Genomic DNA, 26,942 nt, shown 5'->3' on the forward strand with positions numbered 1-26,942 from the left:
TCTACGACTTGTAGAAGCACCCTGCGCCTTCAATATAGAGTCGAAGAGCAACCCAGCTTCCATCGAAACGCCACTTCTACAGCAGGAGCAACGTGCAGCTTGAGCACCGTAGAGACCCCTATGCACTCCCTTTGAGGGACGTCCTGCGCGAGCATCTAAGTGATCCTGACGCAGGGTTAGGCAAGGCCGAGGTTCAGCAGCGTCGTGACCATTTTGGCGCGAACGAATTGCCAGCTGCTGAGAAGTCCAGCGTGCTCACTCGCTTCTTGCGGCATCTGAACGATGTGCTGATATATGTCCTACTCGGTGCGGCAGTGCTCACCGCCGTGCTGCAGCACTGGGTCGACACCATCGTCATTATCCTCGTGGTGGCAGTCAACGCCACTGTAGGGTTCCTTCAGGAAGGGCGCGCCGAACGCGCCCTAGAGGGTATCCGCGAGATGCTCTCGCCATCGGCGACGGCGTTGCGTGATGGTACGTGGCAGCAGATCGCGGCGACGGGATTGGTGCCTGGGGACATCGTTCGATTACGCGCGGGGGACAAGGTGCCGGCCGATCTTCGACTCCTCGAAACTCAGGAGCTCGCAGCGGAGGAGTCAGCCCTTACTGGCGAATCGGTTCCGGCGTCCAAGGGCACTGGTGCAGTCGGTGCGGATGCCCCGCTGGGGGACCGCACGTGTGTGGCCTTCTCGGGGACTCTGATTACCGCAGGTGCAGGCACAGGTGTAGTGGTCGGGACGGGCGCGCAGACCGAAATCGGCCGCATTAACACCATGATGAGCGAGGTCGAGTCACTGCAGACTCCACTGACTCGACAGATTGCGGTCTTCGGCCGCTGGCTGACCCTCGGAGTGATCGTGATGACTGTGGTCCTGGTGCTTGTCGGGGCCCTGGTTCACGGCGACGATTTAGGCACACTGCTGCAGGCTGCGGCGAGCTTCGCCGTCGCAGCTATTCCTGAGGGCCTGCCAGCTTTGATCACCATCACCCTGGCACTTGGTGTCCAGACCATGGCTCGGCGCAACGCCATCACCCGGCGGCTGCCAGCAGTCCAGACATTGGGCAGTGTGACGACCATCTGCTCGGATAAGACCGGCACACTGACCAAGAATGAGATGACCGTGGAGCGGGTCGTTCTCGCCGGCATCACAGGGGCCGGCGGGCACGAACTTTCAGTCACTGGTACCGGCTATGCTCCGGAGGGTGAAGTCCTCGACGCCGATGGAACTCCGGTGGGGCTTGAGCACGTCCCGCTTCGCAAGCTGGTGGAAGCACTCAGCACCGCCAACGACACCCAGCTGATGCAGAAACACGGACGATGGGGAATCAACGGAGAGCCCACCGAAGGTGCGCTGCAGTCCCTTGCCGGAAAGCTGAACTTCGAACCCAGCTTTGCCCAGCGCGTGCAGACTCTGCCGTTCAGCTCTGAGAACAAACTGATGGCGACCGTGGCTCAACGTGACCAGAGTGTGTGTGTGCACGCCAAGGGCGCTCCCGACCGACTGCTGGACCTGTCCACGTCCCAACTGAGCGCAGACGGCACTCGTGCGCCGCTGGACCGGGCTTTCTGGGAGGAACGAATTGAGCGACTGTCCGCCTTGGGCCTGCGAGTGCTTGCTGCCGCTGAGCGTCCTGGCTCTCGGACCGACGCGGCCACGCTGACGCTGCAGACCCTCGGTGGAGAGCTGACCTTCCTCGGCGTCGTCGGCATCGTGGACCCCCCGAGGGAGGCCGCGATCACTGCCATCGAGGTCTGCCACGCTGCAGGCATTGAAGTGAAGATGATCACTGGGGATCATGCGGGTACGGCCACAGCTATTGCCCGACAGATGGGCTTGTCACATGAAGCTGGGGCTGTGTCCGGACCTCAGCTGGAGGCGGCTGACGACGACGAGATGCGTCGACTGGCCGCTACACACAATGTCTTTGCTCGTACGAGCCCTGAACATAAGCTGCGCCTGGTCCGGGCACTGCAGGCCGAAGGTGAGGTGGTGGCCATGACCGGGGACGGCGTCAACGACGCCCCTGCGCTGCGCCGGGCAGACATCGGTGTGGCCATGGGGGTGAAGGGAACCGAGGTCACCAAGGAGTCTGCCGACATTGTGCTGGCTGATGACGACTTCACCACCATAGAGGTCGCCGTCGAAGAGGGTCGGAGGATTTATGACAATCTGCGCAAGGCGATCATCTTCTTGCTCCCCACTAACGGAGCGCAGTCTGCAGTGGTGCTGTTCGCGGTGGCTTTGGGCTGGACGCTGCCGCTGACCCCATTGCAGATTCTCTGGGTAAACATGATCTCCGCTGTGACCCTAGCCTTCGCTTTCGCGTTTGAGCCCGCAGAACCGGGGCTGATGCAGCGCAAGCCTCGAGATCCCACCAAAGGCATTGTTGAAGCGCGGCACATCGTCTACATCTGCCTCGTCTCGCTACTCATCGCTGCAGCCACCGTGGGCGTTTTCAGCTGGAGGTTCACTGTCGGAGACGATCTGGATACAGCCAGAACCGTTGCGACGAGTGTCCTGGTGGTATGTCAGGCCTTCTACCTCTTCAACGTCAAAGCTTTGGAAACGAGCAGTCTGAAAGTATCCGCGCTGTTCAACAACCGCTTTGCATGGCTGTGTGTGCTCAGCCTGACCATACTGCAGCTGTTGTTCATCTATGCGCCACCCCTGCAGCAACTCTTTGACTCGGGCCCGCTGAATGCTGAGCACCTACTGGTGATCAGCGTCGCCGGTGCTGTGGTGTTCTGCATCATAGAAGTCGTGAAGTGGGCGCTGTATCGGAAGTCTCGATTCGCCGCAGCCAAATTGTGAATCGAGCCTCTCAAGGGGTGACGTCTGGCTGATTCTCCAAACGCTGGTCGGCCACTGCGGGAACTATCATGACCGGTCCGCGTGCGTGGAGGAGTGCGCCCTTGGAGACTGAACCAAGCAGAGTGCTTGTCACTCCACCCCGGCCACGGGTGCCGAGCACGGTCAACTGCGCTTGGCCACTGGCGCGCTCCAGCATTGCGATGGGGTCGCCGGCTTCGACTGAAACGGTGACGTCCAGCTCTGGAAAGTGACTTTTCAGCCAACGGGCGTCAGTCTCCAGTGACAATTCCAACTCGCTCTTCCGCCGCTCCGTGGCCTGCTCCTCGCCCGTATTGAGCTCCGGGTACCACACCAACCACCCCTCGAGGGATGGCAGTGCCATCATCATCTGAAGCGAGGTCCCGCGGCCCTGTGCAGCCTGGGCTGCCTGCAAAGCAGCACCGCGACTGTGGCTTGAGCCATCGATGCCTACCACCACCGGAGTGTCTTCTGTCTGCGGCTCGAATCGTTGGCGGCCTTGGGCGTCCCCTGTGCGGTAGCTTCGGGGCACAACAACTGTGGGACACTGAGCGTGGGCCGGGAGCGCTGACGCGACGGAACCAAGCAACCGGCTGAGGAAGCCCCCACGCCCGCGCGCTCCGACGACGATCAGCTGCGCCGAGGCGGAGGCTTCGACCAGCACGCCTGCGGCGTCGCCCCGCTCAGTGCGATACGAGACGTCGCCGGGATACTCGCGCAGATAGTCTCGGGCACCTTGGAGTGTATTTTCGGCGGCCTTCTGTCTGAGCTCGTCCTCACGGGCGTCAGGAAGTGCCGCGTAGGTCGTGTAGATCATCGCGGGGACTTTGAACGCAGTGACAACAGTGAGTAATGCGTCCCGGCGCTGTGCCTCCCGCGCGGCAAAGTGCAAGGCCAGCACGCTTTCTCCGGAGCCGTCGAAACCGACAGCGACGCCCAGCTCACGCTCGGCCGAGTCAAACGGAATCTGCAGCGGCAGGGGATCAATGCGGTTATTCATGATGGCCTTTTCCCCGGGGGTCTTTCCTCCAGCAACGATAATGGCGACCCCCCGATTGTTGTGAGAGCCATCCTCGTCACCACTGAGTCTACAACTGTCCTTCTAGGCCTGCCCAGTGCGCCGTTTAGGCGACTTCAGGCATCCTTGGCGTGCGTAATGTTCCTGCGCCACGGCCGTTGGCTACTCAAAAGGTGGTGCTCAGCGGCCGAAAAGGACCTGAGCCTCCTCGTAGCGTTGCATCGGCACTGTCTTGAGGCCTGTAAGTGCTGCGGTGAGATCGACCTTCACAATCTCTGTGCCGCTGAGCGAGGCCATGAATCCCCAGGCTTCCTCATGAACCAGATCCAGTGCCTTGATGCCGAACCGCGTCGCCAACACACGGTCGAAGCCCGTGGGGTTGCCTCCGCGCTGAATGTGGCCGAGTGTAGTATTTCGAGTCTCTATGCCGGTGTGCTCCTCCACCCGCGCTGCGACCCATTCACCGATCCCTCCTAGTCGGGGTCTGCCGGAAGACTCTGTTCCCTTGCCGGCCAGTGCTTCCTCAGCCCCTTCGGGGATAAAGCCCTCGGCTACAACTACCAGGGGAGACCGGCCGCGGGAGTGGACTTGCTCCACCCACTCGCAGACCCGGTCCATGGTGACTCTCTTTTCTGGGATCAGGATGGCGTGAGCTCCGGCGGCCATTCCCGAATGAAGGGCAATCCAACCCGCATGGCGACCCATGACCTCAGCGACCATGCAGCGGTGATGGGACTCACCTGTTGTCCGCAGCCTGTCCATGGCGTCAGTCGCAATGGAAATTGCGGTGTCGAATCCGAACGTGTAGTCGGTGGCGTCCAGATCATTATCGATGGTCTTCGGCACCCCCACCACCGGAAGGCCTTCGTCGGCGAGCCGCTTGGCTCCGGCCAGGGTGCCCTCCCCGCCGAGCGCGATCACGGCATCGACTCCGTGCCGCTCAAGCTGACGAATCATGTTCTCTGGCCCGCCGCCCGGGTGATTGTAGGGGTGTGTGCGGCTGGTCCCGAGAATCGTGCCGCCGACGCGAGATAGGCCGCGCACGTCATGCCGGGAGAGTTCCAGATAATCGGCTTCTATGAGTCCACGCCAACCGTCCTTGAATCCTACGAATTCGTCGCCATAGCTCTTGATGCCGTGCAGGACGGCGGAACGTATGACCGCGTTGAGTCCCGGGCAGTCACCCCCGGATGTCAGGAGGCCAATTCGCATAATTCAACGTTGTCCCTTCATGTGCTGTGATCGCTCCTAAGTATGCAGGGCAGCTGTCGCATCGAATGTGCCGACCGTCTGGGGTGAGCTCAGAGCCGCTCACCGATGTGCACTGCGGTGTCCGCCATGCGGGAAGAATAACCGTATTCGTTGTCATACCATCCGAAGACTTTCACGGTCTGGCCGATGACCTTCGTCAGGGGCGCATCGAAGATTGACGCATGTGGGTCCGCGATCAGGTCGGAGGAGACCAAAGGATCCTCGTTGTAGGCAAGCGCCCCGCTCAAGGGTCCTTCAGCAGCTTCCTTGAAGGCAGCATTAACTTCATCGGCGCTCACTCCCTGTTTCTCGATTGTCACAGTCAAGTCGGTGCCTGAGACGGTGGGGACTGGCACACGCACAGCGAAGCCATCCAGCTTGCCGTCCACCTCGGGGATGACCAGCCCGATGCTCTTGGCCGCGCCTGTCGATGTAGGCACCATGTTGACCGCCGCGGCGCGGGCTCGTCGCGGATCCTTATGCGGAGCATCGTGGAGACGCTGGTCTGCGGTATAGGCATGAATGGTAGTCATTAGCCCTTCAACCAGGCCGAAATTATCGTTGATGACCTTGACGAGCGGGGCCAAACAATTGGTGGTGCAGGATGCGTTGGAAATCACCGTATGGCTGGTCGGGTCGTAGGTGGACTCGTTGATGCCCAGCACCAGCGTCGCGTCTGCTCCTTTGGTCGGTGCTGAGACTATGACTTTCTTCGCGCCGGCATCGACGTGCTGGGATGCGGTCTCGTGTGTTCTGAAAAGCCCGGTGCACTCCAAGACAATGTCGATCTCGAGCTCATTCCAAGGGAGGTTGGCAGGCTCGCTCTCTGAGAGGAGTTTGATCCGGTGCCGGCCAGCCACTAGCTCATCGCCCTCACGGGTCACCGATCCTGGGAAGCGGCCCAGGATGGAATCGTACTTGGTGAGGTTGACCATGGAGTCGGGGTCGGTGAGATCGTTGATCGCGACCACCTCCAAGGGCTGGCCCTGCTCCTCAATTGCTCTGAGCAAGCTTCGCCCGATCCGCCCGAACCCATTGATAGCAATGCGTGTCATTCTCGCCATTCCATTCCTCTCATCGTCCCATTCGCGCGATGCCCGGTGAGTCCGGCTTCGCGTCGAAGCGCGTCGCTTCTAGAGGTTCCCACAATGTAGGGCAATCGTTGCACAGTATCTGTGGAGTGCCCAGGGGTAGTAGCTGGCTCGAGGTGTCGATTAAGTCCTTCACGGGAGAAGCTGCGTAGTCTAAGTACGATGTCGCTGACTCTCTCGGGAGGTCACAGACGATTGGCAGGCTGTCTGCGCCCAGCATGTGCAAGACAGCGCTATGTTCCATAGGGTTCAGTACGCCTCGTTTGCCCCATGCTGGGCCTGTTCAGGTGTGAAGCCTTCAAATACCAGCTGATCGATCAGTCCCTGAAGCGAGAACGAACTGTAGTCGAGGTAAGACTCTGCTGAGAGGACAGCTTGTTCGTACCAATCCACCTCAACAGTATCTGCGGCGTACTCAGCGTCCTCTCTGCTGAAGCCTTCAAACTCGAGCTGACCTATGAGACCTTCGCGCGAGAACGCCGTGTAGTTCAAGTAAGACTCGGCTGACTGCCTAGCATTTCTCTGGCCCGATGTTTCATCGGGCTCGGGCTGCTCTTCTGCTTCGGCTTCTTCTTCGGCCTGGCGTTCTTCTTCGGCTTCACGCTCGGCCTCTTCCTCAGCCAGCCTTTCTGCTTCGGCTTCTTCTTCGGCCTGGCGTTCTTCTTCGGCTTCACGCTCGGCCTCTTCCTCAGCCAGCCTTTCAGCTTCCGCTTCCTCTTCGGCTTGGTGTTCGGCCTCAGCTTCTTCTTCCGCTTCTTGCTCTTGTTGGTCTACGCGGTCCTGTTCAGCCTGAGAAGCGCGTTCTTCGGCTCCATCCGGATCCACAACCTGGACAATGAGGCCGACCATGAGAAGAAGGGCGAATAGCGCAATTAGTCCACCACATCCGATAGCACCCATACGAGCCACCAGCGGCCAACGCTTGAACTTTTCCCACAGCGAAAGCTTCGGGGGCTCATAGGGTGGCGCGGCAGAGCTTGAATGGTTGCCTTCGGTCATGGTTCCCCCTCAGAGCGCGAGTGCCGTCACGCCACCATCGTGTGACATCGGTCACGGCTTGTCTATTCATCGTAGATGCGCACAGCCTTAGAGAGAACCCCCAGGTCAGCGGAGAACACGCCAACAGTCTCATGAGCTTGGATGATCTGCATCCACCCAGAGCTGCAAAGGCGAAAGCATCCCACTTAAGGTGTGGGTAACAGGCTGCGTGCGCGTGGTAAACGTGCCCCATTTTCATGGCAGAGCATGTGAACCCGTGTGAGGGTCCAGCTTTGGTCGGAGCCGGATTGGGCGCGCCGTAACGAGCGTCGTACAGGTTGGTGGGGCTAGTATCGCGGTGGACGTCTCCGTCCCGATCCGATCATTCGAATGGGCGCGTAGGGCGGGGCCAACTTCGCGTCTCCGGGGCCTAGTCTTCGCCGTTGTCGGCGCGTTCAAGGAATATACGAGCCAGCCCCTTCAGGCCGGTGGCGCCGGAACCCTTGATGAGGAGCAGGTCCCCCTCCTCGACTGAACCAGGAAACGCCTCAATAAGCTGCTCCACATCCGATTCCGGGCGTCATACTGTACTTTCGCACCATCCGCTAAGGCTCGCAGCGCGTGGGCCAGCATCGCAGTCGTGGACGTCTTACCCGCGGAGCCGGTCACCGCGATCACCCTACGACCTCGGACCATTCGCCGCTGCGACTCAACCATCCGTGAGACGAACTCAATCGTGTTGTCAACGAAGAACACATTGCGGTCAGCCAACGCGGGCAGATCCCTGTAAGAGGGAGGGCAAATGATCCGTGCTCCAGAGCTTTCTGGATATCCTGCTCAGGCGTAGTCTCAGACCCAACGTAGGGATCGGCCCCACCGCGCTCCCAGGAGCTGTCTCGCATCACCCAGAAGCGTCTGCGCACTTCGCGTCGCCGTAACGTCGTAGCCACGCCACGAAACGGGCGCGCGCTGTTGCCCTGAAACTCGAACTGCACAGTGCTACCGAGTGCTTCGATGATGTGGGTTACTGTCATCCCGGCCAGCCGCGAAAGCTTGCGCACCTTGGATGGCGCTGGGCTCACAGGAGTCTTTGTCATCTGTAGACTTTTCGTGGATGAGCTCTGATCACCCTACAGGCCCCCAAACGACCCGCCGAGAACCTCACCTGTGTGCCAGCACTCGATACGACCAAGACTAGTGGCTCTCGCCGTCTCCCCTTGAAGCACGGTTTTCGCTCTGCGCACCTTTCCTGAGCAAGAAGAAACGAGAGCTTCGCCGTCGGTCGTGATTCAATCCAGTTGGCGCGCCAGAATCTGGCCGAGGAATCCGCAGAGATTGTGAATAGTCTTGAGCGCATGACCCCTGGCGTCCAGCGTGGGCACCGCCCTCGGCACGCCAAATCCGCGCAAATGGACACTGAAGTCCTCTGTCACTCCTTGATACGTGCCATGAGGGCCGGCCATCGTCCCAGAGTAATAGGTTCGGTCTTCTTCACAACACCCTGAACCTGCTATCCCGTGGATCCCACTTCATTCTCATTCCGTGGATCTACTGGGGTGAGTGACGGGGCTTGAACCCGCGACCCTCGCGACCACAACGCGATGCTCTACCAGCTGAGCTACACCCACCATGTCCTTAACCGGGGCTCTCACCCCGAGAAAAGCAACCTATACAGCATACACCGGAAACTGTTCCGGAGCGAGTTCAGCGTAGCATCTGTTCCCGGTAGTGCCGCAGCTCCGCGATTGAATCCAGGATGTCGCCCATTGCGCGGTGGTTTCCCGTCTTCTTTGGGGCACTCGCCTTCACTTCGGGATACCAGCGGGAAGCCAGTTCCTTCAGCGTGGAAACATCCACAATCCGGTAGTGGAGGTGCTCAGTAAGCGTGGGCATTCCTATGCGTAGGAAGGCCCTGTCTGCATGGACAGAATTTCCCGCTAGCGGAGCCACACCGGCCTCTGGAATCCAGGCCTGCACGTACTCCAGGACCTTCTTCTCTGCAGTCTCCACCGCAATACCGTCTTCGAGTTCGGCCAGCAGACCGGAGGCCGTGTGCATATCGCGCACGATCTTCTCCATCCCAGCCAGCGCCTCCAGGTCTGGGCGGATCACCACCTCCACACCCTCGCCGAGCACATTTAGCTCCGAGTCGGTAACCAGCGCCGCAACCTCGATGAGCACGTCCTTCTCCGGGCTAAGTCCGGTCATTTCACAGTCGATCCAGACCATACGTCCCGACCAGTCGCCTGTTCCGGAGGGAGCCTTCTCAGCAGTTGATTCATTCACGGAAAGACACTCTACCCACCCTGGGTTGCGCTCCGCGCCACGTAGACTCTCTGCGGTGAAACCTCAGGCGCGTGCAGTGATCGGTTACGGCCTCGCGGGCTCGCTGCTGATTCTGATCGGGTCCCTCGGTGTCGGATGGTTGGTTGCTGATTCTCCACTGACTCGGTGGGGACTGGTCATATGGCTGAGAAGCGAACTCGCCGGGGTCGCTCTTGCCGTTATCACGCTCACCGCCGGCTGCTGGATCCTGTTCCACGCCTGGCTTCTGCTCAGGTATCTGACGAGAAGCGCCGACGCAGCCGCGCTGCCTGTGGTGACCCGTGCGGCAATCATTTGGTCTGCGCCGCAGCTACTTGCGGTGCCGATCTTTTCCCGGGACCTCTTCGCCTACCTGAACCAAGGCAGACTCGTGCTCGCGGGGGAGGACCCGTACACCACCGGGGTCTCGACGCTGGCCAACTGGTTCCAGCGGGGAACCGATATCGGCTGGGCAGAGGACGCGACCCCCTACGGGCCATTGTTTCTCTGGCTAGCCGCGGGGGTGATGCGGGTCGCCGGGGACTCCGCGGAAGTGGCTGTCCTGCTCTTCCGGCTGCTCTGCGTCATGGGCGTAGTCCTTGTTCTGATCTTCGTCCCCAAGTTGGCTGAACAGATGGGCACCGACCCAGCCAGCGCGCAATGGGTCACCGGTGCCAACCCGTTGCTGATCATCAGCTTCATCTCCAGTGCGCATAATGATGCCCTGATGGTCGGCTTAGCCCTGGCCGGCACGTGGTGCGCCGTTCGCGCAGGCCGGAGCTCCGGTGGAGTGCACTGGCTTCTGGGGGTGGCGGCACTGGGGCTGGTGGTCGCCTCAATAGGCACCAAGCTCATCACCCTCGTCATGTTGCCTTTCATTGGGCTGCTCTGGGCTGGCTCCCGAGCTAGCTGGCCGCGCCGGTTCACCTACTGGACTCTCACCGCAGGCCTGGCGGGTGGGGCCCTGGTCGGCATCGGAGCGATCGGCGGTTACGGTCTCGGCTGGGTGAGCGTGCTGGTGGGTGCAGGCTCCGGCGCCACCTTCTGGGCTCCACTGGCCATTCTTGTCGCCCCGCTGGCGGGATTGTGGCTGCTACTGGGTCAGTCTCCAGACATCGTCTTCGACACTGTTGGGACCCTGGGTCGGATTGGTTCGATCATCGTGGTGCTTTGGCTGATGTTCAGAGGAAGACAAGACCGCGTCTTCCACCGGATGACGTGGGCTTTTGCGGCTGTGGTGTTGCTCTCACCGCTAATTCAACCCTGGTATCTGCTGTGGATCTTGCCACTGTTCGCTGCCACCGGTTTCCTTACCGAGACCAACAGACAATGGCCTCTGGTACTGATTACCGGGGTCACCGGTTTCTTCCTGGCTTTCGGCGCGGCGGATCAGCTTTCCGTTCATCAGTTCCTGGAGGCCGACCTGACGATGATGCTGCTCTCGCTGGCAGTCTCAGTGGTGGGGGTCACGCTCATACTGTTCTCTGACGCCCGAGCTCGCTCGGTAGTGTTGAGTGGTGATCCCGCTGCCTCTTAACCGCGCCTCACGCGCCGCAGAATCTGCTCGCGAGGCCTTGGGCAGCTTCCGTGGCACCTCATGGCTCATCGGCGGGCCAGAAGGTGAGATTTCACATACGCTTCGCCAGGGGTTGCTGGCGTCGGTGATGATCATGGTCGGGTCGTGGGGCGTGGGATGGCTGCTGATGGTGCCCGGTTCGTGGATGCCCCTGCACAATGTGCTCTTGCCGTTACGCACCACCACAGCTGGAGTCATCACTTGTGCGGTACTGCTGGTGGTCGGAGCCTTGCTTCTGCTGCGCTCATGGCTCCGACTCTCACAACGGATCACCGCCTGGGACGATCCAGTGGCGCTTCCGACGATGCGCAAGGCCGTGCTCCTCTGGGGCGCCCCAATGATCGCCTGCTTCCCGATCTTCTCCCGCGATGTGTTCTCCTACCTTGCCCAGGGCGGGCTGCTCGCAGCGGGCCAGAATCCCTATGAGGCTGGAGTCTCCGAGCTTCCCGGCTGGTTCGGTGTGGGTGCAGACGACCTGTGGGCGGAATCGCCCTCTCCCTATGGTCCACTCTTTCTCCTCCTGGCTCAGGGGATCTGGGTGCTCACTGGGGGAGTCCCAGAGGTCTCAGTGTTGCTGTTCCGGATGTTGGCGGTGTTCGGCGTCATACTGATGCTGCTGATGATTCCCAGGCTCGCGGCAGCGTTCGGCTCTCAACCGGCCTGGGCGATCTGGTTGTGCGTGCTCAACCCACTGAGCCTGCTGGTGTTCATCCCGGCAGCGCACAACGATGCCCTCATGATCGGGTTCATGCTCGCGGGTATCTGGTACGCCTTGCGGGGTCGGCGACTTGCTGCAGTCCTGCTGCTGATCGGTGCGGTGGCGATCAAGCCCATTGCCCTAGTTGTGCTGCCCTTCGCAGTGCTGCTGACCTTGGACCGGACGGCCAGCTATCTTAACCGCGTCCGTGAATGGGCCTTTGCTGGGGTGCTGGCTGTGCTGCTGCTCTTCGGCGGCGGGTGGCTGCTCGGGGTCGGCACCGGTTGGTTCACCACCGCGCTCGGAGCTGGCGGTGCCGTGTTGCAGGGAGCGCCGGTGGGACTTCTCGGTATGGGGGTGGGCTGGGCAGCGGAGCTGCTCGGTGGGCCGGACCACGACGTCGTCGCCGGCTGGATCTACGCTGCGGCCCGGGTGGTCTCCGCTGCTGTTCTCGCGATCATGCTGCTCCAGCCGCGACTGGGAAACCCGGTGTTATGGGCAGGTTACGGCCTTGCCGCCGTGGTGCTGGCCTCCTCAGTCATCCAGCCTTGGTATGTGCTGTGGCTGCTTCCGTTGTTCGCAACGGTGCACGTCTACCGCGGAAGAATTCTGATGCTGGTCACTCTGCTCATCACAGTCATGACCCTGCTGTCGATGGTGGGGCAACTGTCGGTGGTGCAGTGGGTGGATTCTCTGCTGGTCCAGGCAATCGCCTTGGCAGTGGCTGCTGGATACCTGCTCTACATCATCTTCATCGACCCGAACACCACCAGTCTGTTCCGACTCAATCGACCCTCGGCGCGATGGAATGCCGCCCAGGGTTGGAAGGGCCTGCGCGGCCTCTCTGCCCCCGCGGAGTCCTGGTCCGCCACCGACGTCTACCGAAAGGCCCGGTGAGGCATGCCCGCCGCACGACTTTCTGCACGAGCCGTCACCGTTCTGTGCGCCGCCACTGTCATCGGTGCGCTGCTGTCGGTGCTGGCGGTTCAATGGTGCCGGGTCAACGGTTGGACCGATCCCGGGCAGCACCTCGCCCTGTGCTACTCGGACTTCCCGCTGCTTTTCGTGGAGCGCGGCCTGGCTGGGGGGGCGTTCCCTTTCATCGATGAGGTCCCTGCTTCGGCCGTGATGGAGTATCCGGTGCTCATTGGGTTGGTGGCCGGGGTGCTCGCCGCAGTGATTCCCGGACAAGGCGTCACAGATGAGCGCATCCTGGCCTTCCATGATCTCAACCACCTGGCCGTGATCCTGTGCTGGATCGGCCTGGTGCTGGTCACCGCCTACTCACTGAACCCAGCACGACGCCGCCACGCACTTCTTGTTGCCCTGGCTCCAGGCATCATTCTCACTGTCTCCATCAACTGGGATATGTGGGCGGTGTTCTTAGGAGCGGCTGGGCTGCTGGCATGGGGGCGCAGCCGACCCGTGCTCGCGGGGGTGCTGATCGGATTGGGTGCAGCGATGAAGCTCTACCCGTTGCTGTTTCTGGGCGCGATTATGGTGCTGTGTATGCGGACCGCGCAATGGCGAACCTTGGCGAAAACGCTCTCCTCCGCAGCTGTGACGTGGTTTGCGGTGAACCTGCCGTTCATGCTGATGCAGCCAGCGCAGTGGGCCACCTTCTACCGCTTCTCCTCGGAGCGCGAGCCCGGATTCTCGTCCATGTGGTTGGCCCTGGTCCCGACCGGTTGGTCTGGAGAGACGTTCTCGCTGCTCTCCAATGGGTTGTTTCTGCTCTGCTGCGTAGCAATTGCCTGGCTCGGCCTCGCGGCGCAGCATCGTCCTACCACTGCGCAACTGTGCCTGCTCATCGTGGGGTGCTTCGTCCTGCTGGGGAAGGTGTACTCGCCGCAATTTGTCATATGGCTGATCCCTCTGGTGGTGTTGGCTCTGCCACGGCCCAAGGTCTTCCTTATCTGGCAGGGCGCCGAAGTCTTCCATTGGCTGAGTGTGTGGCGGATCAGCGCCAAGATCACCTCCGAAGGAGCAGTGGGAGGCGGCCACTTCTTCTTCGAGGTGCTCTACGGGCTCGGCATTGCTGCGCATATGGGAACCCTCACCTGGATCCTGCTTCTGGTGGTGCGCGACATCCTGAGCAGACCCAGAGCTGATCCGCTGGCCGGACCGGTGGCGCAGTGCGAAGACGCCTTTCGGCTCCCCGGACTGCCGGGGTCTGAGGCGCGAACTCTGAGGGGAGCTGCGGCCAATGGTTGAGATGTTGGGGGTCATCGCCCCACTCTTCGTCCTGATACTGGTGGGTTTCGGTGCCGGCTTCGCCCCCAGATTTCGTCAGGGTACTCCGTACCTGAACGCTTTCGTCTTCTACTTCGCACTGCCGTGTTTCATCTACACATCCATCGTCTCTGCTCCTGAGGTGGGCAGTTTTCCCCTCGCAGTGCCGCTGATTGTGCTCACCGTGACGCCGCTGGTTGCCGTGGGCCTCTACTACCTGTGCCGCGGGCTCGGGGGTCTTTCCAGAGACCTCGCCGCCCCGGTCTCATTGGCCGGAAGTTTCGGCAATGTTGGCTACTTCGGGATCCCCATCTCGGTCGGGATCCTCGGGCCCGAGGCAGGACTGACTGCAGGGATCGTGCACATGGTGCACAACATCTTCTTCCTGAACGGTTATCCGCTGGTCCGCACAGCGGTGCTGACCCGGCAGCGCGAAGGCTCAGCGGGTTCGTTCAGCGAACTATGGCGCATGCAGCTCTGGCCCATTCTGCGCCGGGGACTGCTGCTGAACCCCGTGTTCTGGTTCATGGCACTGTCGCTACTGGTGGTCCTGACCCCTTTCAGCATGCCTGAACTGTTCGATGAGCCCGTCGCGATGCTCGGTGCCACTGCAGTGCCGCTGGCGCTCTTCTGTGTGGGGCTAGCGCTGCATCCGGCCCTGCAGGGAGTGCGCAGCGGAGCGGTGCCGCTGCTGCCGGTGGGGATCGGGACGGTGGCGAAACTGCTTCTGCTGCCGGCGTTGACCTGGTTGGCCGTACTGCCGTTCTACGACTCCCTAGGACCGATATGGGCAGGCACCCTCATCATCCTGGCTGCCACGCCCTCCTCCACCACCGCCTTCATCTTCTCCGAACAGTATGACCGTGATGGGCGCATGGCAGCCGCTGTGCTGGTGGGGACCACTGGGGTCTCCTTGTTCACTCTGCCGCTGATCGCTGCCGTCCTGCTTTAGGGTGACCTCAATTACGTAACATAATTAGCCAATGGGTTTGTGACGTATAGTTGTTATCTGGGGTTTCCATTGGGGAGGCCCGCGCTCGCACCCAAGGGAACCGACGGTCACTGGGAAAGGACCCTGAAGAATGATTCGTATTACCCGATCGGCAGCCGCTGTCGCCGCTGCTTCTGCGTTGGTGCTCACTGCCTGCGGAGCTGATGAGGACACCAGCAACGGAAACAACGGCAACGGAGCCGAGGGGGCCGAAGCCGAGAGCCTGGTGCTCTACTCCGGTCGCAATGAAGAGCTGATCCAGCCCCTGGTTGACCAGTTCGAAGATGAGTCCGGCATCGACGTTGAGGTGCGCTTCGGTGACACTGCAGAACTCGCAGCCCAACTGCTGGAGGAGGGTGAGGCAACTCCAGCCGATATGTTCCTGGCCCAGGACGCGGGGGCGCTGGGAGCCGTGGCGCAGGAGGGTCTGTTCACTGAACTCGACCAGGACCTCCTCGACCGAGTGCCTGAACTGTACCGAGACGATGCAGACGCCTGGGTGGGCCTCTCAGGACGCTTACGGACCCTGATCTACAACACAGAGCTGGTCGACGAGTCCGAACTCCCAGAAACGGTGGAAGAGCTCACCGGCCCCGAGTTCGAGGGTCGGGTGGGCATCGCACCCACCAATGCCTCTTTCCAGTCCTTCGTCACGGCCCTGCGCGTAGCTGAAGGTGAGGACGCCGCAGAGGACTGGCTCGAGCAGATGGCGGACAATGACCCGCAGTACCGCGAGAAAAATGGGCCGATCGTCTCCGATGTCATCGACGGGGCTCTCGAGATGGGGTTAGTCAATCACTACTACCTCTACGCTCAAGCCGAGGAACTCGGCATGGAACCTGCAGAGCTGCCAGCCGCCAACCACCTCTTCGGTGATGGGGACGTCGGGGCGCTGATGAATGTGGCCGGCGCCGGGATCATCAACGCAGACAACGACGCCGCCGCTGAACTCTTGGAGTACTTCCTCTCCGAGGAGGGCCAACAGTACTTCGTCGACGAGACCGCAGAGTACGCCATGATCGAAGGTTTCGATGCGCCAGAGGGCATGCCGGCCCTGGAAGAACTCGATGTGCCGGACATTGACCTGAACCAGCTGGACGACCTGGAATCGACCATTCAGATGATTACCGAATCGGGAATGGCGGGATAGCCCATCTCGACTCTCACGGAAGCTGCTGAGCAGCGGGTCGCCTGGCCGAACCAGCCGGGCGGCCCGAGCGTGCCTCCACGTCCTACAAAAAGGGGCGTGAGTCGTTCCGGCGGCCGCTTCCGACGGGGCAGCGGCCCGGGAGCGCCCTGGTGGTTGGGAGTGCTGGCTTGTCTTACCACGGGTGTCGCTCTGCTGCCCCTGTTCTACCTTGTTGTCCGAGCCACCGAGTATCCTGCGGCGGACTTCCTTGACGCCGTTTTCAGCGCGCGCAGCTCACGCCTCGCCACTACCTCATTGGCCCTCACCGCCACGGTAACCAGTCTGTGCCTGGTCATCGGCGTCGGAATGGCAGTGATCGTCACGCGCACCTCCATTCCGCTGCGTCGGTCACTGGCCGTGGCCGCAGCCTTGCCGCTGGCGGTGCCCAGCTACGTGGCCGCCTTCGGGTGGCAATCCATGAACCAACTGGTCAACCCGGGCACCACATTCGAGGGCTTCCTCGCCGCCACTGTTGTGATCACCACGGTGACCTACCCCTATGTTTTCCTCCCGGCTGCAGCGGCCCTCATGAGGGTAGGTCCGGCGCAGGAAGAGGCAGCCCGGGCCCTAGGGCGGGGCCCGGTCAACACTTTCTTCACCGTGACTGTGAGGCAGGCGGCGCCGGCCATTACGTCCGGGGGCCTGCTCTGCGCCATCTATGTCATCGCCGACTTCGGAGCTGTGTCCATCCTGCGCCTGGACACCTTCACCCGTGCAGTTTTCACAAGCTTCTCCATGGGATTTGATCGACTTGGCGGTATCGCTCTCTCCTCCGTCCTGCTGGTTCTGACCATGGTGGTTCTCCTCGTAGAAGGACGCTTCCGACGCACCTCCACCCGCTACGCCGCCATCGGTACTGATGGAGGCTCATCTCCGATGCGACTGAGCATGGGCCGCTGGGGGGTGCCCGCTGTGGTTCTGGCCTGGAGCGTCGTGTTCATCAGCCTGGCGGTTCCCGGCACGGCTCTCACCTACTGGGCTTACCGCGGAGTGTCCACGCCGGGCTCTCTTGCCGAGGTGGCTGGCGCTTTCGGAAACTCACTTTGGGTCGCCGCGCTCGGAGCCGCCGCCACAACTCTTCTGGCGGTGCCGCTCTCTCTCTTCATCGCCCGCCGCGGCTCCCTCCTCGCCCGGGGACTGGAGCGCTTGGCCTACCTGGCGCACTCCCTGCCAGGTGTCGTCATCGGCCTCTCAGTGGTCATGCTGGGGATTTCAGTCGTGCCAGCCCTATACCAGACCACCTGGCTGCTCGTACTGGCCTACTGCACACTGATGCTTCCGCTGGCATTGGGGCCTGCGGCTGCCGCTGCACTGAGTGCGCCCGCTGAGCTCGAAGAGGCTGCGCGCGCCCTGGGGAAGTCCTCCCTGACTGCTTACCTGCGTGTCACACTGCCTCTGATGGCCCCCGGGATCGGGTCCGGGTTCCTGCTGGTGATGCTCACGGTCATAAAAGAGCTGCCAGCAACGCTGATGCTGCGCCCCACCGGATTCGATACTTTGGCCACCAGACTCTGGACGTACACCGGCAATGAATCACTCGCAGCAGCGGCTCCGTTCGCCGTCCTGCTCGTTCTTCTCGCCGCCATTCCCGCGTGGCTGATGATTTCCCAGATGCTCAAGGAGGAGAAGTGAGTACTAGTTCCACTGCCGGCTCGTTGCACCTGGAGCGCATCAGCCACAGCTACGGCAGCCATCAGGTGCTCCACGACGTCACACTGACCTGCCCGGCAGGCACCTCCACCGCGATTGTCGGCCCCTCAGGGTCGGGCAAGACTTCGTTGCTGCGTATTGTGGCCGGGTTTCTTCGCCCTGATGCCGGCACCGTCCAGCTCGATGGCGTCGATATCACGGCCACGCCGGCTCACCGCCGTTCCATCGGCCTCGTCGCTCAAGACGGAGGACTCTTCCCCCACCTGAGCGTCGGCGGCAACGTCTCCTTCGGCCTACCTCGCTCACAGCGAACTCGGGAGCGGGTCGCTGAGCTCCTCGAACTGGTCAGCCTCCCACCTGAGTACGCGAGCCGTCGGCCCGATCAGCTCTCCGGAGGACAGCAGCAGCGGGTTGCACTAGCCCGCGCACTCGGCCGCAGTCCACAGATCATCTTGCTGGACGAACCGTTCTCAGCCTTGGATGCCGGACTGCGCGAACGCACTCGCAAGGCGGTCCAACGCGTGCTGCGTTCGACCGGCACCACAGCTCTCCTGGTGACCCACGACCAGGACGAGGCACTCTCCTTTGCCGACACCGTGGCCGTGCTCCAAGAGGGCACGCTCCGCCAAGCAGGTGCGCCGGAAGATATCTACGGCCTGCCTGCAGATATCGGTACGGCGCAGTTCCTCGGTGAAGCCGTGGTGCTTGACTCCTATGTCTCCAAAGGTTCAGCCGAGTGCTCGCTGGGGACCGTTCCGCTTCGCAATATGGCGCCTACCGGCTTCGCCAATCTTCTGCTGCGCCCTGAACAAATCGCGGTAAAGGCACCGGGGCACGGAGTTTTGGGACTGGTGCTCGATGCCGACTACTTCGGCCACGACACCACGGCTTTGGTCCGCATTCACGGGCGCGAAGAGGAAGTGCGAGTCCGGCAGCTCAACGCCGAGCCACTTGAGGTGGGTGAGACCGTCGGGCTGCAGGTGACCGGCACCGGGGTTGCCTACCCGCCGTAGGTGCCGAGCTGCTGACCAGCTGAACGGTAGGTCAAAGGGCTATATTGTCCCCGATGACTCAACTCGAGGACCGTTCCACACGCGGACAGTCCATGACTCGCCTGACCGCCTTGGACGTCACCCGCGCCTTGGCGATTTTCGGCATGATCATCGTCAATGTGGGATCCGCGGACTCCGGTGGAGTCCCAGCACTGATAGTGACCGTGTTGCACGGCAGGGCGGCCATTCTCTTCATTGTCCTCGCCGGAGTGGGCGTCACGATCCTGGCGTCAAGCTTGAGGAAGAGATCAGCCCCGCTGTGGCCGAGCCTATGCTGGCGGGCTGCTGTGCTACTGGTGCTGGGCCTGGCGCTGCAGCAACTCCCTACTGGGGTCAATGTGATCCTGATGGTGTACGCGGCTCTGTTCGTCACCGCACTGGCTGCACTCTGGTTGCCCACCAGCTGGCTGTTCGCAGTGGCTGCTGCCATGACTGTGCTGGGGCCGACCACCTATATCTTGTTGCACAGTGTCGCCGACCTGCAGGGAGACGCCGCATCCATAGAGCGTCACCCGCTGGACTCGGTCACATCCATTGTCCTCACCGGGCCCTACCCCCTGATCGTCTGGATCGCTCCGTTCCTGTTCGGCATGTGGCTGGGCAGACTGGACCTTCGGAACCCTGCGGTGCACCGTATGCTCGTTCTTGCTGGAGCACTCACCGCCGGTGTGTGCTCCTTGGCATCATGGGCGCTGATCCGCCTCACAGGGGAACCCGACCCCGAAGCGATTGCCGCAGACCACCTGCTACTGGCGTCCGGACATTCCCAGATGCCCTTGTGGGTCCTCTCTGCCGCAGGAACCGCGGCGATGGTGATTGGGCTGATGCTGATACTCACCCCCCGCATTGGCCGAGCGGCGTACCCCCTCATCGTGACCGGTCAATTGGCACTGACCGCTTACTGCCTCCACCTGGTAGCGATTGCCTTGCTGGTCCGGCCCGACTCTGACAGTCCCCACCGCGGGCTGCTCGTCAGCGCGGTCATCATCGGGCTGATCATCGCACTGTGCGTAGCATGGCGAGCATTCGCAGCACGTGGTCCCTTTGAAGTTCTGCTCCGACTCCCCAACTTTCTCACGAGGTGATGACACTGACACCCAAGACAACTTCTGTGCTCGCTCCACTGACTGCCGTGTGCCTCAGCGTGGCATCGTGCGGGATCGCTGAGGAGGAGCCGGCCCCGCCAGCGACGACCGAGCAGGCTCCTCCACAGGAGTCCTCGCCGGAGGAGCCCACGCAGGAGACGACAGATGACGCGTCCGCTGAGACGGACGAACCGGAATCGCCGGCGGCCTCAGCCTCGGCCCTCGACGGACACGGCGTCAGCGCCGGGCATGAGCAGGCAGTCGACGCCGCGGAGCGGATACTCGATGAGGGGGGAAACTCAGTGGACGCTACCATCGCCGCTGCCTTCGCCGTCGGGGTGCTGGAGCCGGTGGCCTCCGGTATTGGGGGAGGAGGCTCAGTCATCATCGCTGGCCCTGAGGACGAACCGGTCTTCTATGACTATCGTGAGGTGGTCAACACCAGCGGAGACATCCCCGCATCCGGCACCGGGGTTCCCGGCTTCGTCGCCGGAATGGGAGAGCTTCATCAGGACTACGGCGAGCTGGATTGGGGCGACGTCATCGCACCAGCAATCGAACTGGCGGGGGACGGGTTCACCGTCTCCGCGTACCTCAGTGACCGCATCGACTCCGGAGCCGGACCCGAGCACCTAGCCGACCTGGAGGCGTTCTACCCGGATGGGGAACCACTTACTGTCTCTGACACGCTCGTCCAGCCCGAACTGGAACAGACGCTGCAGCGGCTCGCTGAGGCAGGCTGGGAGGACTTCTACACCGGTCAGCTCGCCGAGTCCCTCGCCGAACAGGCAGAAGGGATCGATCCTGAGTCTCTGGCCGACTACGAGATCGCCACCGCCGATCCGGTGGCGGGTGATTTCGGCGACTACCAGGTCGTCTCCGCACCACCGCCTCTGCCAGGTGCCGCTCTGATCCAAATGCTGCAGATCGCCGAATCGGAGGGGGTTGGAGGCATGGCCCCGGAGTCCGCGGAGTACATCGACGCTCAATCCAGATCGTGGAGCGTGGCGGAAGAGACCATTTTCAATGATCTCGGAGACCCGTCTGCTGTCGAGGTCCCGGTGGACCAGCTCACCGACCCCAACGCCAACGCACAGATCGAACCTGAGGGCCCAGAAGAGCTGCCACAGGCGGCACCCAGTGGCCCTGAGGCCTCTGCACACGCCAACACAACTCATATATCGGCGGTGGACGAGACCGGGCTCACTGTCTCGATGACCAACACAGTGACCGATTTCTGGGGGTCCGGTCAGGAGGTGGACGGTTACTTCCTCAACAACGCGCTGAAACGGTTCTCGGACATCGACTCCTCGGCGAATCAGCCTGAACCAGGTCGTCGGACCGTGACCTGGTCCAACCCCACCATGGTCCTGGACGAGGACGCCCTGCCGGTGATGGCCATCGGTACACCCGGTGGGATGCAGATCCTCCCGGCGCTGGGCACGGTGCTGTCTCAGTGGGCGCTGCAGGACCGTGGCCTGCAGGAGGCCGTGGAGTCCCCCCGATTCCGTGGAGAGGACAGTCAGTTGTTTCTGGAACAGGGCCAGTCCGCGGGTCTGCGCACAGCGCTGGAGGAATTAGGGTGGTCCGTCGAAGAGTGGCCGCAGTCAAGCTTCGGGTCGGTGCAGGCACTGGTGATCGATCACGAATCAGGGTCCATCATTGGGGCTGACGATCCTCGCCGCGACGGCACCCACCGCATTATCGACTGATACCGTATGTCCTCAGCACGGGGTGCGCCGAGGCGCTGAGAACACACCCGTAGAACCTGTCACGTTAGTACGTACGAAGGGACTGCTCGTGGGAATACCTAATATTCTCTCTATCGCCGGGACCGACCCCACAGGGGGTGCCGGCATTCAAGCAGACTTGAAGTCATTTGCGGCGCACGGTGGCTACGGAATGTGCGTTGTCACTGCCCTGGTGGCTCAGAACACCCTGGGGGTACGGGCTATCCATGCGCCACCGGTGGATTTCCTGCGAGCTCAGCTGGACGCAGTCAGTGACGATGTCACCATCCACGCTGTGAAGACCGGGATGCTCGGCACAGTGGAGATCATCGAGACGGTCTCCCAGTGGTGGGATGCCGCATTCGAGCACTCACCTGCGCCCACGCTGGTGGTCGACCCCGTGATGGTCGCGACTAGCGGAGACCGGCTGCTGAACGAAGACGCCGAATCCTCGCTCATCGAGTTCCTCAACCGCGCTGATCTGGTCACCCCGAATGTTCCAGAGCTGGCCATCCTGTCAGGCGCGGAGCCGACGTCGTCGTCCTCTGAACTGATCTGGCAGGCCGAGCGCGTCGCCGACGCACACCAGATCGTCGTACTCGCGAAGGGCGGCCACATGTCGGGATCACGCGTGGCCGACAGCTTGGTCTTCCCAACCAGCGGCGGTCAGCGCCCGGAGACCTACACTGTGGCCACACCACGGATTGAGACCACCAGCACCCATGGCACCGGGTGCTCAGTCTCAGCTGCTTTCGCCACGCTCCGCGCCCGCGGGCTGAGTTGGCATGGAGGCCTCGATTCGGTGAAGGACTGGATGCAGAGGGCGTTGGAGGGCGCAGATCAGCTGGACGTGGGCCGTGGAAACGGGCCCATCAATCATTTTCCCTGAACCGCTGAGGGTTAGTTGCTGCGTTTCCGCGAGTCCTGCCAGGTGAACGTCGGGGAGTCCTGGCTCACCGGGCCGGTGGCATCGTCACTTCCGCGGAACCAATGCGCCGGATCAGGACGGTCAGCCGGGGTGGGCCCCGTGGCTCCCTGGCCGGCGGCCGGTGCCTGCTCGCGAAGTGCGGTGACTTTGTCCCGGATTTCAGCCATCTGCGTGTCCAGGGCCGCGGCCTGCACTGCGGCGTCGCGCAGCTCGTCGAGGATGTCGGAGGGGACCTCGCCGTCATAGGTGTAGTAGATCTTGTGCTCCAATGAGGCCCAGAAGTCCATCGCGACAGTCCTAATCTGCACCTCCACATACACGAACTCGGTGCGGTTCGACAGGTACACCGGCACCTGAAGAATCACATGCAGACTCTGGTAGCCATTGGGTTTGGGTCGGCGGATGTAGTCTTTGACCTCCACCACTCGCAGATCAGGTTGGCTGCACAGCATCTCTGCGACCCAGAAAGCGTCGGAAACAAAACTGGTGGTGATTCGGATCCCAGCGATGTCACGGATGGAGTGGCGAATACCTTCAAGGGTGGGCTCGCAGCCGTAGCGGCCCACCTTGTCCAGAATGCGTTCCAGCGACTTCAGGCGATAGTTGACGTGCTCAATGGGGGAGTAGTCGCGAGTGTGCTCGAACTCCTCACGAAGCACGTTGATCTTAGTGAGTACCTCGTCCATTCCGAACTTGTAGTGCAGCTGGAACTCCGTGAGCTGCCGACGAACTTCTGCCATCCGTTCCACGGCGCTGGGTTCACCGTGCTGCTCAGCATTGGAGTTCAGCTGATCGAGCAGCTGCCGGTAGACGGCCCCGTCGGCCTGTCTCACCAGCTCGGCGGCGGGGATCTCCTCAGTTGGCGTCACGCCAGAGGACATAGCTCACTCCTCAGTATGCAAGGTCGTTGCAGGTTATTCTCTTCTGATTCTCGAGCCTAGGCGTGGTATCTGGGAAGAGCCTTGGAGGTCACGATTGAGTGAACCGTTCCGCCTTGTACCCTTGAACTGTGAAGCCTAAGTCGCTCAATACCGCAACCCGCAATCAAGCACTCGACCGTCTGCGTGCCACCTCCGCGCCTGGCGCAGAACCTTTGGACATCCTCGTGATCGGTGGGGGGGTGGTGGGTGCCTCAGCAGCATTTGATGCCGCCGGTCGGGGGCTCTCTACCGGCCTCGTGGAGGCCAGGGATTTCGGGGAAGGGACGTCCTCCCGATCATCCCAACTGATTCACGGCGGACTGCGCTACCTGCAGATGCTGGACTTCAAACTGGTGGCTGAGGCCCTGCGCGAACGCGATCTGTTGCTGCGCAGACTAGCGCCGCATCTGGTGCGCCCGCTGCCATTCGTCTTCCCCTTCACCACGCCCGTGATGGACCGGGCATTCATCGGTTCCGGCGTCACGCTCTACGACACGCTGGCTTCCGGTTCATCAAGGCTGCGTGGTTATAAGGGCCGCGCCGTACCGTTCCACCGGCACCTGAGGCGGAGCCGCCTGCGGGAGCGTTTCCCCGGCTTGGACCCGGCGAAGTATCACGGTGCCCTCGAGTACTACGACGCCCAGGTGGACGACGCCCGACTGGTGCTCACCCTGGCACGCTCGGCGCACAGTCAGGGAGCGGCGGTGGCATCGCGTACGCAGGTGACTGGATATCTCCGGGAGGAGGACGGCAGCAGGCCGGAGGCCGAACGGCGCGTCACCGGAGTCCAGGTCCGGGATAGAGTCACCGGTGAGGAGTTCGAGGTCCACGCCAAGGAGGTCATTCTGGCGGCCGGGGTCTGGACCGGTGAGGCGCAGCAGTCGGCGCAGGCCACTTCGGGTTTGCGCGTGCTGGCCTCTAAGGGCATCCACATTACCGTTCCTCGTGATCGCATTGCTGCCCAGGGCACTGTCGGGGTGATCACCCAGACTGAGAAGTCGGTCCTGTTCCTGATACCGTTGCGCGATGTGTGGTCCATTGGGACTACAGACACGGCTTGGCACGAGGCCGTTGACTCCCCAGCTGCCACGGCTTCGGATATCGACTATGTCTTGGAGCATGCCAATGAGGTGCTTGGGGAGAGCCTCACCCGGGATGATGTGCTTGCGACTTGGGCGGGCTTGCGCCCGCTGGTGCAGCCGGTCAAGACCGACGAATCGGCGTCGGCCAAGGTCTCTCGCGAACACACCGTGATGCAGCTTGCTCCGGGCCTGACGGGTGTTGCCGGCGGCAAACTCACCACCTACCGGGTGATGGCGGAGGATGTGGTCAACTTCGCCGTCGCAAGCACATTCCGAGACCGTGCATCTATCACCGGGGTCCTGCCGCTGCTGGGCGGACAGGGTTACGGCGAATGGACGGAGCAGGCGGAAGACTTGGCCACCCGCTACGGTTGGGACGCGCAGCGCGTTGACCGACTGCTGAACCGGTATGGGTCTCTGCTCGGTGAGTTGGTAGCCCTCATTGACGATGATCCGGAGTTGGGCCAGCCGCTGCGTCATGCGCCCTCATATCTGCGAGCGGAGATCGCATATGCTGTCTCCGCTGAGGGTGCCCTCCATCTCGACGACATCATGGCACGGCGTACACGCATGAACTACGAGTTTCGAGACCGGGGTCTCCGCGCAGTCGAAGAGATTGTCACTATCGCAGCTCCTCTGTTGGGGTGGAGCGAGGAGCGCGCGGCAGCAGAGCAGGCCGCCTACAAGGCCCACGTGGAGGCCGTTCATCAAGCTGAGCGCGTGACCGACGATGCAGTGGCAGCCCGCCTCATAGCAGAGCACCCACCCGTACCCAGCCAGGAATCAGAGGTGCCGAAATTATGAGCAGCCCAGCACAGACATACGTACTTTCCATTGACCAGGGCACTACCTCAACTCGGGCTGTGGTCTTTGACCATGCCGGGCAGACTGTTGCCTCCGCGCAGAAGGAACATACTCAGCACTTCCCGCGGGCCGGCTGGGTGGAGCACGATGTCGTCGAGATCTGGGCCAATACGCGTGAGGTCATTACCGAAGCCCTGTGTCGGGGGGAACTTAACAGCAGTCAAATCACCTCCCTGGGCATCACTAATCAGCGGGAGACGACCGTAATTTGGGATGGCGCGACAGGCGAACCGATCCACCGGGCCATTGTCTGGCAGGATACGCGCACCCAAAGTCTTTGCGATGAGCTGGCCACCGGTAATGGAGCCGATGAGCCGGACACAGAGCGGTTCAAGGAGCGAACGGGACTTCCGCTGGCGACGTACTTCTCAGGTCCGAAGATACGGTGGATACTCGACCACGTAGACGGGGCGCACCAGAGGGCGGCGGCGGGAGAGCTGCTGTTCGGAACAATTGACACCTGGTTGGTGTGGAACCTGACCGGGGGGGTGTCCGGTGGAGTCCACGTCACCGATGTCACCAATGCTTCCCGGACCCTCCTGATGAACATAGACACGCTGGACTGGAACAAAGATGTCTGCGACGCCATGGGTGTACCCGTCGAGGTGCTGCCCAGAATCGCCAGCTCCTCCGAGGTCTACGCCGAATGTTCTCAGGAAAGTGGCCTCCCTGGTGTGCCGATCGCGGGAATTCTCGGCGACCAGCATGCAGCCACGGTCGGTCAGGCCTGCTTCGGGCCCGGGCAGGGAAAGAACACCTACGGCACCGGGAACTTTATGCTGATCAACACCGGGCACGAACCGGTGCGCAATGACAAAGGTCTCCTCACCACGCTCGCTTATCAGTTCGGTGACCAGAAGCCGGTCTATGCTCTGGAAGGCTCGATTGCTGTCACCGGCTCCCTGATTCAGTGGCTGCGGGACAACCTCGGGATCATTAGCGAGGCTGCCGAGTCAGAGACCCGCGCAGCCAGAGTGCAGGACCATGGTGGAGCGTATGTGGTACCCGCATTCTCCGGTCTCTTTGCTCCCCACTGGCGCTCGGAGGCTCGCGGGGTCTTCGTAGGTCTGACGAGCTTCGTTAACGCTGATCACATCTGCCGGGCTTCCCTGGAGTCGGTCGCTTTCCAGTCCGCCGAAGTGGTGGAAGCCATGAATGCTTCAGCACCCGAGGATCTCACGGAGCTGAAAGTGGACGGCGGCATGGTTGTCAATGACTTACTGATGCAGTTTCAGGCGGACATTCTCGGCGTGGACGTAGTGCGTCCCGAGGTGATTGAAACCACCGCCCTGGGTGCGGCTTACGCTGCTGGGCTGGCCACCGGGTACTGGAAGTCCACGGCTGAACTTGTCGAGAACTGGACCGAAGGGCAGCGCTGGAGCCCCAGGATGGACAAGAGCGAACGCGCCCAGCGGCTGAGTGAGTGGAAGAAGGCCGTCACACGAGCCTTCGACTGGGTGGAGTAGTCACCAC

21 protein-coding genes, 1 tRNA gene and 1 riboswitch are annotated in these 26,942 nt (G+C 62.0%); of the genes, 13 read left to right on the forward strand and 9 right to left on the reverse strand.

The features are described 5' to 3' along the window. Nucleotides 1–92 precede the first annotated feature (92 nt). A complete protein-coding gene (locus tag D3250_RS09890) occupies nucleotides 93–2,813 on the forward strand; it encodes an HAD-IC family P-type ATPase (RefSeq protein WP_119903228.1) in 2,721 nt (906 codons plus the stop codon). Nucleotides 2,814–2,823: 10 nt separating this feature from the next. Here D3250_RS09890 and D3250_RS09895 read toward each other — a convergent pair whose 3' ends face one another. The 8 genes from D3250_RS09895 to orn all read right to left on the reverse strand — a co-directional run bounded on the left by D3250_RS09895 (nucleotide 2,824) and on the right by orn (nucleotide 9,455). After that, entirely contained in the window at nucleotides 2,824–3,831 is a 1,008-nt protein-coding gene (locus tag D3250_RS09895; RefSeq protein WP_119903229.1) for a universal stress protein, read from the reverse strand. Between the two features lie 198 nt (nucleotides 3,832–4,029). Then, nucleotides 4,030–5,061, reverse strand: coding sequence for a 6-phosphofructokinase (locus D3250_RS09900; RefSeq protein WP_119903230.1), 1,032 nt, complete (start codon nucleotides 5,059–5,061; stop codon nucleotides 4,030–4,032). Nucleotides 5,062–5,150: 89 nt separating this feature from the next. Next, nucleotides 5,151–6,155 (reverse strand): type I glyceraldehyde-3-phosphate dehydrogenase, encoded by a 1,005-nt coding sequence (gene gap, locus D3250_RS09905; protein ID WP_119903231.1) that lies wholly within the window; start codon nucleotides 6,153–6,155, stop codon nucleotides 5,151–5,153. Nucleotides 6,156–6,440: 285 nt separating this feature from the next. Continuing rightward, complete coding sequence (locus tag D3250_RS09910; protein WP_225973266.1) at nucleotides 6,441–7,190, reverse strand: Ltp family lipoprotein; 750 nt, start codon at nucleotides 7,188–7,190, stop codon at nucleotides 6,441–6,443. A 409-nt stretch (nucleotides 7,191–7,599) separates the two neighbouring features. After that, on the reverse strand, nucleotides 7,600–7,734 hold the full coding sequence (locus tag D3250_RS12115; RefSeq protein WP_264080532.1) for a hypothetical protein: 135 nt from the start codon (nucleotides 7,732–7,734) through the stop codon (nucleotides 7,600–7,602). A 724-nt stretch (nucleotides 7,735–8,458) separates the two neighbouring features. After that, complete coding sequence (locus D3250_RS11810; protein ID WP_158583123.1) at nucleotides 8,459–8,632, reverse strand: hypothetical protein; 174 nt, start codon at nucleotides 8,630–8,632, stop codon at nucleotides 8,459–8,461. A gap of 89 nt (nucleotides 8,633–8,721) precedes the next feature. Further along, a tRNA-His gene (locus tag D3250_RS09920) sits at nucleotides 8,722–8,797 on the reverse strand. Nucleotides 8,798–8,873: 76 nt separating this feature from the next. Continuing rightward, nucleotides 8,874–9,455, reverse strand: coding sequence for an oligoribonuclease (gene orn / locus D3250_RS09925; RefSeq protein ID WP_318778949.1), 582 nt, complete (start codon nucleotides 9,453–9,455; stop codon nucleotides 8,874–8,876). A gap of 55 nt (nucleotides 9,456–9,510) precedes the next feature. Here orn and mptB (D3250_RS09930) point away from each other — a divergent pair, with 55 nt between their 5' ends. The 10 genes from mptB (D3250_RS09930) (at nucleotide 9,511) to thiD (ending at nucleotide 22,564) form a co-directional block, all read left to right on the forward strand. Then, entirely contained in the window at nucleotides 9,511–11,010 is a 1,500-nt protein-coding gene (mptB, locus tag D3250_RS09930; RefSeq protein WP_147383524.1) for a polyprenol phosphomannose-dependent alpha 1,6 mannosyltransferase MptB, read from the forward strand. Further along, nucleotides 10,991–12,643: a polyprenol phosphomannose-dependent alpha 1,6 mannosyltransferase MptB gene (gene mptB, locus D3250_RS09935; RefSeq protein WP_119903234.1), complete on the forward strand. Its 1,653-nt coding sequence runs from the start codon at nucleotides 10,991–10,993 to the stop codon at nucleotides 12,641–12,643. The genes mptB (D3250_RS09930) and mptB (D3250_RS09935) overlap by 20 nt, the downstream gene beginning before the upstream one ends. Before the next feature lie 3 nt (nucleotides 12,644–12,646). Continuing rightward, nucleotides 12,647–13,960: a glycosyltransferase family 87 protein gene (locus D3250_RS09940; RefSeq protein ID WP_119903235.1), complete on the forward strand. Its 1,314-nt coding sequence runs from the start codon at nucleotides 12,647–12,649 to the stop codon at nucleotides 13,958–13,960. Continuing rightward, nucleotides 13,953–14,930 carry an AEC family transporter gene (locus D3250_RS09945; RefSeq protein WP_119903236.1) on the forward strand — a complete coding sequence of 326 codons (978 nt, stop codon included), beginning with the start codon at nucleotides 13,953–13,955 and terminating at the stop codon, nucleotides 14,928–14,930. The genes D3250_RS09940 and D3250_RS09945 overlap by 8 nt, the downstream gene beginning before the upstream one ends. A 130-nt stretch (nucleotides 14,931–15,060) precedes the next feature. Next, a complete protein-coding gene (locus D3250_RS09950; protein WP_119903237.1) occupies nucleotides 15,061–16,119 on the forward strand; it encodes an iron ABC transporter substrate-binding protein in 1,059 nt (352 codons plus the stop codon). A gap of 96 nt (nucleotides 16,120–16,215) precedes the next feature. Beyond that, nucleotides 16,216–17,790, forward strand: a complete 1,575-nt coding sequence (locus tag D3250_RS09955) for an ABC transporter permease (RefSeq protein WP_225973267.1) — start codon at nucleotides 16,216–16,218, stop codon at nucleotides 17,788–17,790. Further along, a complete protein-coding gene (locus tag D3250_RS09960; protein ID WP_119903239.1) occupies nucleotides 17,787–18,821 on the forward strand; it encodes an ABC transporter ATP-binding protein in 1,035 nt (344 codons plus the stop codon). Before D3250_RS09955 ends, D3250_RS09960 begins: the two co-directional genes overlap by 4 nt. Nucleotides 18,822–18,874: 53 nt before the next feature. Next, nucleotides 18,875–19,945, forward strand: a complete 1,071-nt coding sequence (locus D3250_RS09965; RefSeq protein WP_119903240.1) for a DUF418 domain-containing protein — start codon at nucleotides 18,875–18,877, stop codon at nucleotides 19,943–19,945. Continuing rightward, nucleotides 19,945–21,657 carry a gamma-glutamyltransferase family protein gene (locus tag D3250_RS09970; RefSeq protein WP_119903241.1) on the forward strand — a complete coding sequence of 571 codons (1,713 nt, stop codon included), beginning with the start codon at nucleotides 19,945–19,947 and terminating at the stop codon, nucleotides 21,655–21,657. Before D3250_RS09965 ends, D3250_RS09970 begins: the two co-directional genes overlap by 1 nt. Before the next feature lie 8 nt (nucleotides 21,658–21,665). After that, nucleotides 21,666–21,757: riboswitch (TPP riboswitch) on the forward strand. Beyond that, nucleotides 21,746–22,564 carry a bifunctional hydroxymethylpyrimidine kinase/phosphomethylpyrimidine kinase gene (gene thiD / locus D3250_RS09975; RefSeq protein ID WP_119903561.1) on the forward strand — a complete coding sequence of 273 codons (819 nt, stop codon included), beginning with the start codon at nucleotides 21,746–21,748 and terminating at the stop codon, nucleotides 22,562–22,564. (Overlaps the previous riboswitch by 12 nt.) An 11-nt stretch (nucleotides 22,565–22,575) precedes the next feature. Here the strand turns inward: thiD and D3250_RS09980 are convergent, their stop codons facing one another. Further along, nucleotides 22,576–23,484: a GTP pyrophosphokinase gene (locus tag D3250_RS09980; protein WP_119903242.1), complete on the reverse strand. Its 909-nt coding sequence runs from the start codon at nucleotides 23,482–23,484 to the stop codon at nucleotides 22,576–22,578. Nucleotides 23,485–23,612: 128 nt separating this feature from the next. Between D3250_RS09980 and D3250_RS09985 the strand changes: the two genes are divergently transcribed. Together D3250_RS09985 and glpK are read left to right on the forward strand one after the other, a co-directional pair. Continuing rightward, a complete protein-coding gene (locus tag D3250_RS09985; protein WP_119903243.1) occupies nucleotides 23,613–25,409 on the forward strand; it encodes a glycerol-3-phosphate dehydrogenase/oxidase in 1,797 nt (598 codons plus the stop codon). Next, the gene (glpK, locus tag D3250_RS09990) at nucleotides 25,406–26,935 is read left to right on the forward strand and encodes a glycerol kinase GlpK (RefSeq protein WP_119903244.1); all 1,530 of its coding nucleotides are present in this window, start codon (nucleotides 25,406–25,408) and stop codon (nucleotides 26,933–26,935) included. Before D3250_RS09985 ends, glpK begins: the two co-directional genes overlap by 4 nt. Nucleotides 26,936–26,942 lie beyond the last annotated feature (7 nt).

The organism is Nesterenkonia natronophila, assembly GCF_003595215.1.
GTDB classification, from domain to species: Bacteria; Actinomycetota; Actinomycetes; order Actinomycetales; family Micrococcaceae; genus Nesterenkonia; species Nesterenkonia natronophila.

Bases quoted from the DNA above. Each gene is read 5' to 3' on its own strand.
- D3250_RS09895 (WP_119903229.1), bottom strand. From the start codon at position 3,831: ATGAATAACCGCATTGATCCCCTGCCGCTGCAGATTCCGTTTGACTCG.
- D3250_RS09910 (WP_225973266.1), bottom strand. From the start codon at position 7,190: ATGACCGAAGGCAACCATTCAAGCTCTGCCGCGCCACCCTATGAGCCC.
- D3250_RS11810 (WP_158583123.1), bottom strand. From the start codon at position 8,632: ATGGCCGGCCCTCATGGCACGTATCAAGGAGTGACAGAGGACTTCAGT.
- glpK (WP_119903244.1), top strand. From the start codon at position 25,406: ATGAGCAGCCCAGCACAGACATACGTACTTTCCATTGACCAGGGCACT.
- gap (WP_119903231.1), bottom strand. From the start codon at position 6,155: ATGACACGCATTGCTATCAATGGGTTCGGGCGGATCGGGCGAAGCTTG.
- D3250_RS09900 (WP_119903230.1), bottom strand. From the start codon at position 5,061: ATGCGAATTGGCCTCCTGACATCCGGGGGTGACTGCCCGGGACTCAAC.
- D3250_RS09965 (WP_119903240.1), top strand. From the start codon at position 18,875: ATGACTCAACTCGAGGACCGTTCCACACGCGGACAGTCCATGACTCGC.
- D3250_RS09970 (WP_119903241.1), top strand. From the start codon at position 19,945: ATGACACTGACACCCAAGACAACTTCTGTGCTCGCTCCACTGACTGCC.
- D3250_RS09950 (WP_119903237.1), top strand. From the start codon at position 15,061: ATGATTCGTATTACCCGATCGGCAGCCGCTGTCGCCGCTGCTTCTGCG.
- D3250_RS09940 (WP_119903235.1), top strand. From the start codon at position 12,647: ATGCCCGCCGCACGACTTTCTGCACGAGCCGTCACCGTTCTGTGCGCC.
- D3250_RS09980 (WP_119903242.1), bottom strand. From the start codon at position 23,484: ATGTCCTCTGGCGTGACGCCAACTGAGGAGATCCCCGCCGCCGAGCTG.
- D3250_RS09945 (WP_119903236.1), top strand. From the start codon at position 13,953: ATGGTTGAGATGTTGGGGGTCATCGCCCCACTCTTCGTCCTGATACTG.